We start from the raw sequence: 11,735 nt of genomic DNA, 5'->3' as shown, positions 1-11,735 counted from the left end.
TGTAAGCTCACTGACCGTGCTCGCAAGAGCGCACCAGCACGACCAGCCGTGCCGCCTTAGCTCAGTCGGCCAGAGCGACGCACTCGTAATGCGTAGGTCCGGGGTTCGATTCCCCGAGGCGGCTCCACCGGGAGGGCCCGTCCAGATGGACGGGCCCTCCGTCGTTCTCCAGACTGGTGGGGTGAGCGCACCGGAGCGCGTCGACGACGCCGTGCTGGAGGACCTGCGGCGGCGGCTCCGCGCGACCCGCCGCGTCCGCGTGCCCGAGGTCGCGGCGTGGAGCCGCGGCACCGACACCGAGGCGCTCGACGAGCTGCTGGCCCGCTGGGCCGACTTCGACTGGCGTGGTCCCGAGGAGCGCATCCGGTCCTGGCCCTGGGTGTCCTCGGCGCTGCGGGCGGTCGTGCAGCGCTCGGGTGGCCCGGCGGTGGTCCTGCTGCACGGGTGGCCGGACTCGGTGCTGCGCTACGAGCGGGTCCTGCCGCTGCTGACCGGCGCCGACGTCGTCGTGCCGGCGCTGCCCGGCTTCCCGTTCTCCGACCCGCTCACCGAGCCGGGCACGACGACGGAGGTGATGGCCGACCTGGTGGCCGCGACGATGGCCGACCTCGGCTACGAGCGGTACGTCGTCTCCGGCGGCGACATCGGCAGCCGGGTGGCGCACCAGCTGGCCGCCCGCCACCCCGAGCACGTCGCCGCGCTGCACCTGACCGACATCCCGCTCGGCACGCTGTTCGCCCTCGATCCCGCCGACCTGTCCGCTCCCGAGCGCGACTACCTCGAGGTCGTCCGGCGGTGGCGGGCCACCGAGGGCGGGTACAGCGCCGAGCAGTCGACGAAACCGCACACCCTGGCCGTCGGCCTGGGCGACTCCCCCGCCGGGCTGGCCGCCTGGATCGGGGAGAAGCTGCACTCCTGGAGCCAGCACGGCCTGGGCGCCGCGGACGGTTTCGGGTACGACGACGCGCTGACGTGGATCACCGCGTACTGGGTCACCGGGACGATCGGGACCTCCTTCGGGCCCTACGTCGAGCCGCGTTCGCTGGTCGGGCCGGTGGACACGCCGACCGCGGTGACCCAGTTCGCGCACGACCTGGTCCGCGCGCCCCGCGAGTACGGCGAGCGCAGCTTCGACGTCCGGTCCTGGGAGGTCGTCGAGGCCGGCGGGCACTTCGGGGCGTGGGAACGGCCCGCCGACTTCGTCGCCGGTCTACGCAAGGTGCTGTAGGAACTCCTCCACCAGGTTCCGCACCAGGTCGGGCCGCTCCAGGTACGGCAGGTGCGCGGTGCCGGGCAGGTCGGCGCGCCGGGCGCCCGGGACGCGTTCCAGCAACTCCGTGGTGCGGGTCAGCAGGTAGCCGCAGTCGAGGTCGCCGGTGGCGATCGTCACCGGAACGCGCAGTTCCCCCAGCCGCGACCAGGCCTCCACCCGGCAGTGGCCGTGCGCGAAGGCCTGGTTCCGCACCGCGATCCGGTCCATGTCGCGGAACAGTTCCCGGGCGGCGCCGCCGACCCGGCCGGGCGCCGAGCGCGGCCCGTCCAGCCACAGCTGCGCCTCGAGTTCGACGGTGCGCTCGACGTCGCCGGCGGCGGCCGCCGACTCGGCAGCGGCGTCGAGTTCGAGGGTCCGGGGGTCGGCCTCCTGCGGTTCGGGAGCGCCGCTGACCGCGGGTGCCAGCAGGACCAGGCCGCGCACCAGCTCCGGCAGTTCCAGCGCCGCGTCGAGCGCCAGTCCGCCGCCCATCGAACTGCCGACCAGCACGGCCGGGCCGTGGGTGGCCAGCAGGTCGCGCAGATCGCCGAGGTGGGTGAACTCCTGCCCCGGCAGCGGCGATCGGCCGAAACCCCGGCGGTCGTAGGTGAGGGTGCTCGCTCCGGCCGGCAGGGCGTCGGCCCAGCTGCGCCGGTCGGCCACGCCGGCGTGCAGGAAGACCACGAGCGGGCCGGGGCCGGGGCGGTGGTCGACGGCGAGCGGAGCGGTCACCCGGCCAGTCTGCCGGGGTCCCGCCGTCGACCGCACCGGGTTTCAGCGGGCGGCCAGCAGCTTCGCGACGTCCTCCAGGACCAGGTCGTGGTTGATGCGCATCCCGGCCAGCACCCCCGCCGCCGACGAGCCCTGCACCATGGCCCCGAGGTCGGTGACGTTCCCCGCGGCCCACACCCCGGGCACCTCGGTGGCACCGGCCTGCTGCGTCGGGACGAACTCCCCCACCGGGTTGGTGGCCAGTTCCCCGCCGAGCTGGGCGAACAGTTCGGCGCGGGCCCGGTGGTACGGGGTGACGACGAGGGCCTGCACGCCGATCTGCGTCCCGTCCAGGTCGACGCGCAGGTTCCCGTCCTCGCCGGACACCCCGCGCACGGTTCCGGGCAGCAGCCGGACTCCGAGGACGTCGAACTGCTCGGCCGTCCCGGCGGGAACCTCCAGGTCCTGCACGAACACCGTGACGTCCTCGGACAGCTGGCGGAACACCAGCGCCTGGTGCAGGCTCGCGGGCCGGGTGCCCAGCACCCCGATGCGCTGCCCGCGCACCTCCCAGCCGTGGCAGTAGGCGCAGTGCAGGACGCTGCGGCCCCAGAACCGCCGCAGCCCCGGGACGTCGGGCAGTTCGTCCGTCAGACCGGTCGCCAGCAGGAGGCGGCGGGCCCGGACGGTGGCGCCGCCGAGGAGTTCGAGGACGAAACCCCACTCGTCGCGGCGGGCGAGGACGGCGCGGTCCTCGACGAACCGCACGCCGTACCCCTGCGCCTCGCGACGGCCCTGCGCGAGCAGGTCCAGCGGCCCGATCCCCTCGCGGCCCAGGACGTTGTGGGCGTGCCCGGACACGGCGTTGCGGGGATCGCCGCCGTCGACGACGACGACCGAGCGCCGCGACCGGGCCAGGGCCGTGGCGCCGGACAGGCCGGCCGCACCGGCTCCGAGGACGACGACGTCGCAGGTCGACCCGCTCACCGGTCCACCTCGGCGATCCAGACGGCGCGGGTGGCGCGGGGTTCGGCGCCGGGGAGGTCGTCCAGGAGTTCCGTCAGCGCGCGCCGGTCCTGCCCGGCGAGCCCCGGCACGTGCAGGTACCGCGGCAGCCAGGTGCGGGCGTACTCCTGCGCGGCCGCGCTCGAGGGGGCCTGCAGGGTGGTGTCGGTGCGGGTGACGGAGAACCCGGCGGCCTGCAGCACCGGCGTCCAGTCCGGGTGGTGGTTCCAGCCCGAGGCCAGGGCCGCGGCGCGGCCGCGCTCCTCGGCGGGGTGGCCGGTGAACGCGGGCAGCCCCTCGACCTCCACGACGACCAGGGTTCCCCCGGGCGCCAGCGCCGCGCGCGCGCCGGCCAGCAGCCCGGCCGGGTCGGCGACGTGGTGCAGCGAGGAGGCCGCCCACACCAGGTCGACGTCCGCGACCTGCGGGAAACCGGCGTCGAGATCGGCCTGGAGCACCGCGAAACCCTGCTGCCGCAGCACGTCCAGGGCCCGGGGGTCGTTGTCGACGGCCGTGACCGTGGCGTCCGGGTACCGCTCGCGCAGCAGCCGGGTGCCCGCCCCCGTGCCGGCGCCGAGGTCGACGACCCGGCGGGGGGTGAGGTCACCGAGCCGGTCGAGCACCTGCGTCAGCTGCGCGCCGAACACCTCGGCGTCGAGGTCGAGCGCGCGGTGGTGCGCCTCGTGGCCGTGGTGGTGGGTCATGCCTCCAGGGTAGGCAGGAGCATGCTTCTGACGCATACACTCTTGCGCATGGAGCAAGACATCGACGAACTCATCCGCCGCCGGATCCGTGGGCTGCGGCTGGCGAAGGGCTGGTCGCTGGACAACCTCGCCGCGCGCTGCTTCATGAGCCCCTCGACGCTGAGCCGCATCGAGACCGGCGGCCGGCGCATCGCGCTGGACCAGCTGGTGCCCCTGGCACGCGCCCTCGGCACCACCCTCGACGACCTGGTCGCGACCGACGAGGACGGCGACGTCCTCATCCGCCCCGAACCCGAGCACCGCCCCGGCGTCACGTCGTGGTTGCTCTCGCGCGAACGGGCCGTCGCCGGCGTGACGGTGGCGAAGATGCGGCTGGACGACTCGCTGTCGGACACCGCCCAGGTGCACCCCGGGCGGGAGTGGTTCACGGTCCTGTCCGGCCGGGCCCGCCTCGAACTGGGCGACCGCGTCGTCGTCGTCGAACCCGGTCAGGCCGCGGAGTTCTCCACGATGGTCCCGCACCGCATCAGCGCGTTCCCCGGATCGGGGGGGCTGGAGATCCTGTCGATCTTCGACCGGGACGGGGAGCGCGCCCACCTGCACGACTGATCGCCGCTCAGCGCCCCGTTCCCCGCAGGCGCGACCGGTTCCACGCCTGCGCGGCCTGGTCCCGCTCACGCGCCGCCGCACGGGTCAGCTGCTCGGCCCAGGCGTCGCCCTCGGCCCGCAGCGCCAGCTGCTCGTAGAGGGCGGCGCACTGCTCGTGCACGACCGCCAGACGCTCGCACGCCAGTGCCGAGGACAGGAGCCACTGCCGGCCCTGCTCCCGCACCTGCTCCGGATCCACGCACACCGCCCGGCCACGCAGTGATCACCGAGGCCCCCGGACGGGTTCACTGCCCGACCCTGCCCGGGGCTCACGCTCGGGTGGAGCCGAGCTCGACCGGGCGCCCGGCCAGGGTCGCTCAGGCCTCGGCACGGTGACCACGGAGCGCGGGGAACGGCTTCGCCCGGCGGCCTTCGGTTGCGTAGGGTGTCCGTCGAGCCCAACGATCACCCTCTCGACCGGGAGGTTGCATGTCGTCGACCCAGGTCCGCCCCGGCCTCGTGCGCCGGTCCTCGTTCGCCTCCAGTGACGAGGCGGAGGTCACCGACTTCATCCGCCGGACGTACGCCGACAACAGCTCCCGCTTCGCGCCCATCCGGGGCGGCGCGCGGTTCTCGGCGCAGACCAACGACGTCCCCGCCCTGGGCGTGGACCGGGTGCGCACGTCCATCGACTACCGCGGCACCAGCGCCGAGGGGTTCCACGACCACGTGTTCTTCGTCGTGCACGCCGGCAGTGTGCAGGTCAGCAGCCGGGACGCGGAGACGGTCGCGGCGACCGGGAACGCCGCGGTCTACCCGATCGGGGTACCGGTCGAGTTCGCCATGCGCGGTTTCGACGTGACCACCGTGCGGCTGCCGGCCGGCCGCGTCGACCGGGTGGCCGAGGACACGACCGGCGTGCCCGCCGCCCAGCTGCGGTTCCACGGCATCACCCCGGTCTCGGCCTCGATGGACCGCTACTGGCGCTCCCTGGTGGGCCTGGTCAGCGGCGCGCTGACCGATCCGGACTCCCCCCTGGACTCGCCGCTGCTGGCCGAGGAGATGGCGCGCACCGTGGCGACCGCCGCGCTGCACGTCTTCCCGAACACCACCATGACCCGGCAGCACGTGCCGGGTCCCGGCGCGACGACCCCGGCCACGGTGCGCCGCGCGGTGGCCCACATCGAGGCGAACGCCCACCTGCCGCTGCCGCTGCACGAGATCGCCGCGGCGGCCGGCACGAGCGTGCGCGCCCTGCAGCACGGGTTCAGGCGGCACCTGGACACCACCCCCCTGGAGCACCTGCGCCGGGTGCGTCTGGAGCACGCCCACCGGGAACTGCAGCGCGCCGACCCGACCCGCGGGGACACGGTCGCGGACATCGCCACCCGGTGGGGTTTCGCCAACGCCGGCCGGTTCGCCACCCTCCACCGCGCCACCTACGGCGTGCGGCCGGGTGACACCCTGCGCGCGTGAGGAGGCGGTTCAGGAACGTCGCGGCCAGGGCAGCCGAGCGAGGAGCTCGAAACCGTCCGCCGTGCGGTGCGTCCGCACCGTCCCGCCGACGAGCTCGACGCGCTCGCGCAACCCCACCAGCCCGAAACCCGACGACGGGGCGTCCAGCGCCGGGGCGTCACCGTCGCCGGGACGGTCGGCCACCACGACCTGCAGCCGGCGACCGCGGCGGCCCTCGACCCGCACCCGCACCCGGTGCCCCGGAGCGTGCTTGCGGACGTTCGTCAGCCCCTCCTGCACCACCCGGAAGACGGTGCGGCCCAGGGCGTCCGGCACGTCCTGCGCAGCGATGTCCAGTTCGACCCGGACACCGGAGGCGCGCACCTCCTCGACCAGGCCGGGCACGTCGGCCAGGGCGGGTTGCGCGGCGGGCTGCTCGCGGCCGTCCTCGGCGCGCAGGACCCCGAGGACGACACGCAGGTCGTCCAGCGCTGCCCGGGCGCTGCGGTGGATGGTGGCCGCCGACGCGACGACCTCGGGATCGGCCGCCCCCTCCAGCCGCAGTTCCAGCGCCCCGGCGTGCATGCTCACCAGCGAGATCCGGTGGGCCAGCACGTCGTGCATCTCCCGGGCGATCCGGGCCCGTTCGACCGACCGGGCCTGGTCGGCGCGCAGTTCCTCCTCGGCGCGGGCGCGCTCGGCCTGCTCCCGCCAGGACTGCGCCAGCTGCCGCCGCGCCCGCACGTACATCCCCCAGGCCAGGATCCCGACCAGGACCGCGGCCTCGAGCAGCGTGCCCAGCCACCACGGCAGGTCGGGATCGGGCCACAGCAGCATCTGCACCAGGCCCGCGAGGCCGGACGCGACGGCGACGGTGACCGCGACCTGCCACCGGCGCCGGACGGTGACCGCGAACAACGCGACACCGCAGGCCAGGACGACGGCGTAGGAGACCACCGAGAACGCCGCCAGCACGAGCGCGACGACGAGTGGCCAGCGCCGCCGCAGGAACAGCAGCGGCACGCCGAGCAGACCCAGCAGCAGGTCGAGGGCGACGACGGCGTCCGGCCGCAGTCCAGGGGACTCCTCCAGGTCGAACCCGACCAGGGCCAGCCCGAGGGTCCAGCACAGCAGCACCGCGACCACGTCGCCGGTGATCCGTGCGGCGCGCATCCCCGTCACGAGCAGGTGGTGTCCGCGTCGGGTTCCTCACCGCTGACGAGGTAGGCGTCGACGGCGGAGTCGATGCAGCGCGAACCCGTCCGGTACGCGGTGTGCCCGTCGCCGTCGTACGTCAGCAACGTTCCCGAGGACAGTTCGGCGGCGAGGCTCTGCGCCCACGCGTACGGGGTCGCGGGATCCCGGGTGGTGCCGACGACGAGGATCGGGCCGGCCCCCTCGGCGTGCACCGCGCGGGCCTCACCGACGGGTGCGATCGGCCAGTTCGCGCAGGCCAGGCCGGCCCAGGCCAGGAACGGCCCGAACGTCGGCGACTGCGCCGCCAGGTGCGTGACGGTGTCCTGCACCTGCGGCAGCGTCTCGGCGTCGTCGCGGTCCAGGCAGTTCACGGCGTAGATGGCGGTGCTGGAGTTGTCCAGGTACCGGCCGTCGGTGCCGCGGTGGGAGTAGGCGTCGGCCAGGGCCAGCATCGCCGAGCCGTCGCCGGCGAAGGCCCGGGTCAGCGCCGCGGACAACCGCGGCCACGCCGACCGGGAGTACAGCGGCCACGCGACCGCGAAGTACCCCAGCCCCTGCACCAGTTCCCGGTCGGTCCCGGTGGGCAGCGGATCCGCGTCGAGGGAGTCGAGGAACTGCCGGACCTGGGCGACACCGTCGTCGACGCCGCCCGTGAGCGGGCAGTCGTCGCCGTCGAGGCAGCCCTGGACGTAGGCGCGCAGTGCGACCTCGAAACCCGCGGCCTGGCCGGCGTTGACCTCCTCGCCGGTCAGCTGCGGGTCCAGCGCCCCGTCGAGGACGAAGCGCCCGACCCGTTGCGGGAACTGCTCGGCGTACCAGGCGCCGAGGTAGGTGCCGTAGCTCTTGCCGAGGTAGTTCAGCTTGTCGTCGCCGAGGGCGGCGCGCAGCACGTCCATGTCCTTGGCCACCGACCGGGTGTCGACGTGCGCGGCCAGTTCCCCCGCCTGCTGGCACCCCAGGCCCAGCGACGTGGTCTGCTCGGACAGCGCCTGCACCTCGGCCGGGTCGTCCGGGGTCGGGTCGGTGGACAGGAACGTGTCGACCTGGGCGTCGGTCAGGCAGCGCAGCGGGTTCGACCCGCCCACCCCGCGCGGGTCGAAACCGACGACGTCGAAGTGGTCACGAACGTCGGCGGACAGGACGCTCTCCGCGGTGCGCGCGTACTCCACCCCCGAGGCCCCGGGGCCGCCGGGGTTCAGCACGACCGACCCGAGCCGGTCGTCGCCCGTCGCGCTCGTGCGCGAGCGGACCACCGCCAGCGTCGTCGTCGCGCCCGCCGGGTCGGCGTGGTCGACGGGAACGGTCAGCTGCGAGCACTCGAAACCACCGGAGCAGTCGGCCCACTGCAACCGCTGGTCGTAGAACCTCGCCATCGCCGGGTCGCTCGCCGGTTCGCCGGCCACGGCGGCGGCGGTCCCGACGGGCACGGGATCGGGGCTGGAACCCCCGAACACCGAGCACCCCGGGACGGCGAGCGCCACGACGGCGAGGGAACTGGCGGCTCGGAGGGCGGTGCGCATGGTGGGGCCAGGCTACGAGAGGTCGCGGCCCGAGGGGCGCAGGCTCAGCGCGAGCGCCTCGATCGCCAGCAGCGGGGCCACGTTCTGCGTCAGCCGTTCCCGGGCCAGCTGCACGGCGTCGGTGCGCCGCAGCGTCTCCTCGGCGGTACCGGCCTCGGCCATCGTGCGCACCTCGCCGGTCATGTCGGAGTTCACCAGCTCCACCGGCGCCCCCACCTGCACGACGAGCACGTCGCGCAGCAGCCCGAGCAGGTCCACCAGCGCCCGGTCCAGCACGTCGGTCTGGTGCCGGCGGGCGCGCCGCTTCTGGTCCTCCTCCAGCTGGCGGACCTGGGCCCGCACCGCCGGGGGCACGGTCGCGGACCCGTCGGCGCCCAGGGCGCGCAGCAGCTCGGCCTTCTCGGTGGCGTCGCGTTCGGTCGTCGAGGCGCTCGCCTCCTCGGCCGCGATCTCGACGAGCTCGCCGGCCGCCACGACCGCGTCGCCCACCCCCCGCACGCGCTGGGGCAGCCGCAGCACCTCCCGCCGCCGGATCCGGGCGCCCTCGTCGCGCGCCAGCCGGCGGGCCAGCCCGATGTGGCTCTGGGCCGCCCGCGCGGCGAAGGCGGCCATCACCGGGTCGATGCCGTCGCGGCGCACGAGCAGTTCGGCCACCGCGTCGGCCGGTGGGATCCGCAGCGGCACGTGCCGCGAGCGGGACCGGATGGTGGGCAGGACGTCGTCGACCGCGGGCGCGCACAGCACCCACACCGTCTGCGCGGGCGGTTCCTCGATCGTCTTCAGCAGCACGTTGCCGGAGGTCTCGTTGAGCCGGTCGGCGTCCTCGACCACGATGACCCGCCAGCCGGCCACCGAGGGCCGGCGCTGGGCGGTGGCGATGAGCGGTTCGACGTTCTCGCGCCGGATCCAGGTGTGCTCGGTGGTGAACAGCGTGACGTCGGCGTGCGAGCCGGCGAGCGCCGTCCGGCAGCCGCTGCAGCGGCCGCAGCCGATCTCGGTCGGGTCCTGGCAGGTCAGCGCGGCCGCGAAGGCGCGGGCCGCGGTCGAGCGGCCCGACCCGGGCGGGCCGGTGAGCAGCCACGCGTGGGTCATGCCGGTCGTTCCCCGGCGCGCGGCCAGCGCCGCCCGGGACAGGACCTGCACGGCCGGTTCCTGCCCGACGACGTCGCTCCAGACGCTCACGAGGCGGCTCCCGCCCCGGTCCGTGCGGGCGCCGGGAGCAGCGGCGCGAGGTGCTCGCGCAGCCGGGCCTGGACGACCTCGGGGGTGGTGGTGGCGTCCACGACGAGGTAGCGGCCGGGGTCGCGGTCGGCCAGCAGCAGGAACTGCTCGCGCACCCTGGCGTGGAAGGCCTGCGACTCGGCCTCCATGCGGTCGTCGGCGGCCCGGCCGGCCCGCCGGGTCGCGGCCGTGACGGGGTCGACGTCCAGGACGACGGTGAGGTCGGGCAGCAGCCCCTCGGTCGCCCAGGTCGACAGGCGCTCGACCTCGGCGGCGGGCAGGGCCCGGCCGGCGCCCTGGTAGGCCAGGGAGGAGTCGACGTAGCGGTCGGTGATGACGACGGCGCCGCGGCCCAGCCCGGGACGGACGACCTGCGCGACGTGCTGGGCGCGGTCGGCGGCGAACAGCAGCGCCTCGGCGCGCGGGCTCAGCGGGTGGTCGCGGTGGGACAGCAGCACCTCGCGCAGGGCCCGGCCGGTGGTGGTGCCGCCCGGTTCGCGGGTGACGACGGTCTCGTGCCCCAGGTCCTCCAGCCACTGCGCCAGCAGCCGGGCCTGGGTCGTCTTGCCCGAGCCGTCGCCGCCCTCGAGGGCCAGGAAGAACCCGCCGCCGCGGCGGGGGTCCTTCGGGGGTTCGGGCACCTCGTCGCGGTGGTGCCAGGCGCGGACGAGGTCGGCGCGCAGGCTCGTCCCGCGGCGGTCGTCCATCTGCCGGAACGCGACGATCCCGGAGACGCCGGTGACCACGCCGGCCAGGACCATCGCCAGCGCGGACCCGGCGTAGGTGACCGACCAGTGGTCGCTCGGCGCGAGGGTCCGGTCGCCGAGGAACTGCGCCACCCAGGGCGCGACGAGCATGACGGCGACGATGACGACGCGGGTGCTGGAACCGACGAAGGCGAAGGTGCGGCCGCGCACGTCGTCGTCGACCTCCAGCCCCAGCAGCGTGTACGCCGAGACGTACGCCAGCCCGGTGAACAGCCCCAGGGCCACGACGAACAGCGAGGCGACGACGATGTTGTGCACCAGCGCGACGAGGACCAGCGAGACCCCGGCGGCCGACAGCGCCAGCCCGAACGTCCGCCGCCGGCTGAGCCCGGCGACCCAGCGCGGTCCCTGCCACACGCCCAGCGCGACCCCGGCGAAGACGGCCATGACGACGACGCCGTAGCCGGGGTCCCCCGCGCCGAGGCTGGTGACGAAGGCCCGGCCCAGGCTCAGGACGACGCCGCCGGCGGCGAAGGCGACGAGCATGCCGAAGACGAGACCGCGCAGCAGCGGCGAGGTCCCGACGAACCGCCAGCCCTCGACGATGTCCCGGCCCAGCGTGGGGGCCAGCCCGCCCTCGCGCGGGCGGACCTGGCGCGGCGGGATGCGCAGCCGCCAGATGACGGCCGCGGCCACCAGGAAGGTCAGGGCGTTGACGTACATGGCCAGGTCGGACTGCCCGCCGGCCAGGAAGGGCAGGACGTTGTCCAGGACCCCGGTCAGCAGGGTCAGCAGGATGAAGGCGAGCCCGGCCACGGGGGCCGAGCCGTAGGTGGCGACGAGGCTGATCTGGTTGGCCACCTCGAGGCGGTTCTTCGGGACGAGGTTGGGGACGGTGGCGTCCTTGGCCGGGCCCCAGAAGAGGGTGACGAGCTCGATGAGCAGGGTGGCGACGAACAGCCACGTCAGGCTCTGCGCGAGCGGGATGGAGGCGAACAGCGCGAACCGCAGGACGTCGCCGACGACCATGGTCGTGCGGCGGTCGAGGCGGTCGGCCAGCGCCCCGGCCAGCGGCCCGAGCAGCGCCGCGGGGGCCAGCTGCAGGATGAAGACCGTGGAGACGGCCACGTTCGTCTGCGTCGCGTCGCCGACCGTCAGGCCCGCGGCCGTGCCGAGCTTGGCCAGCATGCCCAGCCAGTCGCCGAAGCTGGAGAGCATGAGCGAGAGCCACATGCGCCGGAAGTCGGGGTAGTCGCGCAGCAACGCCCGCACGTCGTGGTCGGGGGCTGGTGCGGGCGCGTTCACGTCGTCAGGGTAGATGCCCGCGCGGACACCGCCGCCGCCTCGCTCACCCCGCTGGGCGCGCGGTGACTCC

General features: G+C 75.0%; 11 protein-coding genes and 1 tRNA gene. 4 read left to right on the top strand and 8 right to left on the bottom strand.

Annotated elements, in window-relative coordinates; genetic code table 11:
• Positions 1-50: 50 nt before the first annotated feature.
• Together ACRYR2_RS04175 and ACRYR2_RS04170 are read left to right on the top strand one after the other, a co-directional pair.
• A tRNA-Thr gene (locus tag ACRYR2_RS04175) sits at positions 51-127 on the top strand.
• Positions 128-181: 54 nt separating this feature from the next.
• Positions 182-1,228, top strand: coding sequence for an alpha/beta fold hydrolase (locus ACRYR2_RS04170; RefSeq protein ID WP_432561562.1), 1,047 nt, complete (start codon positions 182-184; stop codon positions 1,226-1,228).
• Here the strand turns inward: ACRYR2_RS04170 and ACRYR2_RS04165 are convergent.
• Genes ACRYR2_RS04165 through ACRYR2_RS04155 form a run of 3 tightly spaced genes read right to left on the bottom strand, consistent with a single transcriptional unit; the run spans position 1,211 to position 3,672 of the window.
• Positions 1,211-1,984 (bottom strand): alpha/beta fold hydrolase, encoded by a 774-nt coding sequence (locus tag ACRYR2_RS04165; RefSeq protein WP_432561561.1) that lies wholly within the window; start codon positions 1,982-1,984, stop codon positions 1,211-1,213. The two genes, ACRYR2_RS04170 and ACRYR2_RS04165, sit on opposite strands and share 18 nt — an antisense overlap.
• Positions 1,985-2,026: 42 nt before the next feature.
• Positions 2,027-2,950 (bottom strand): NAD(P)/FAD-dependent oxidoreductase, encoded by a 924-nt coding sequence (locus tag ACRYR2_RS04160; protein WP_432561560.1) that lies wholly within the window; start codon positions 2,948-2,950, stop codon positions 2,027-2,029.
• Positions 2,947-3,672 (bottom strand): class I SAM-dependent methyltransferase, encoded by a 726-nt coding sequence (locus ACRYR2_RS04155; RefSeq protein ID WP_432561559.1) that lies wholly within the window; start codon positions 3,670-3,672, stop codon positions 2,947-2,949. The genes ACRYR2_RS04160 and ACRYR2_RS04155 overlap by 4 nt, the downstream gene beginning before the upstream one ends.
• Before the next feature lie 48 nt (positions 3,673-3,720).
• On the opposite strand from ACRYR2_RS04155, the gene ACRYR2_RS04150 reads away from it, so the two are divergent.
• Positions 3,721-4,281, top strand: coding sequence for a helix-turn-helix domain-containing protein (locus ACRYR2_RS04150; RefSeq protein ID WP_432561558.1), 561 nt, complete (start codon positions 3,721-3,723; stop codon positions 4,279-4,281).
• Positions 4,282-4,288: 7 nt separating this feature from the next.
• On the opposite strand, the gene ACRYR2_RS04145 is transcribed toward ACRYR2_RS04150, so the two are convergent.
• Positions 4,289-4,519: a hypothetical protein gene (locus ACRYR2_RS04145; RefSeq protein WP_432561557.1), complete on the bottom strand. Its 231-nt coding sequence runs from the start codon at positions 4,517-4,519 to the stop codon at positions 4,289-4,291.
• 230 nt (positions 4,520-4,749) lie between these two features.
• On the opposite strand from ACRYR2_RS04145, the gene ACRYR2_RS04140 reads away from it, so the two are divergent.
• Positions 4,750-5,736: a helix-turn-helix transcriptional regulator gene (locus ACRYR2_RS04140; RefSeq protein ID WP_432561556.1), complete on the top strand. Its 987-nt coding sequence runs from the start codon at positions 4,750-4,752 to the stop codon at positions 5,734-5,736.
• Between the two features lie 9 nt (positions 5,737-5,745).
• Here ACRYR2_RS04140 and ACRYR2_RS04135 read toward each other — a convergent pair whose 3' ends face one another.
• The 4 genes from ACRYR2_RS04135 to tmk are packed head-to-tail and all read right to left on the bottom strand — an operon-like array spanning position 5,746 to position 11,665.
• Complete coding sequence (locus ACRYR2_RS04135; RefSeq protein ID WP_432561614.1) at positions 5,746-6,888, bottom strand: sensor histidine kinase; 1,143 nt, start codon at positions 6,886-6,888, stop codon at positions 5,746-5,748.
• Between the two features lie 5 nt (positions 6,889-6,893).
• Positions 6,894-8,432, bottom strand: a complete 1,539-nt coding sequence (locus ACRYR2_RS04130; protein WP_432561555.1) for an alpha/beta hydrolase — start codon at positions 8,430-8,432, stop codon at positions 6,894-6,896.
• A gap of 12 nt (positions 8,433-8,444) precedes the next feature.
• Positions 8,445-9,614: a DNA polymerase III subunit delta' gene (locus ACRYR2_RS04125; RefSeq protein WP_432561554.1), complete on the bottom strand. Its 1,170-nt coding sequence runs from the start codon at positions 9,612-9,614 to the stop codon at positions 8,445-8,447.
• Positions 9,611-11,665 (bottom strand): dTMP kinase, encoded by a 2,055-nt coding sequence (gene tmk, locus ACRYR2_RS04120; RefSeq protein ID WP_432561553.1) that lies wholly within the window; start codon positions 11,663-11,665, stop codon positions 9,611-9,613. The genes ACRYR2_RS04125 and tmk overlap by 4 nt, the downstream gene beginning before the upstream one ends.
• Positions 11,666-11,735 lie beyond the last annotated feature (70 nt).

The sequence above is a fragment of the Kineococcus deserti genome, assembly GCF_050871945.1.
Classification (GTDB): Bacteria; Actinomycetota; Actinomycetes; order Actinomycetales; family Kineococcaceae; genus Kineococcus.
This window is presented reverse-complemented; position numbering and strand designations above follow the sequence as displayed.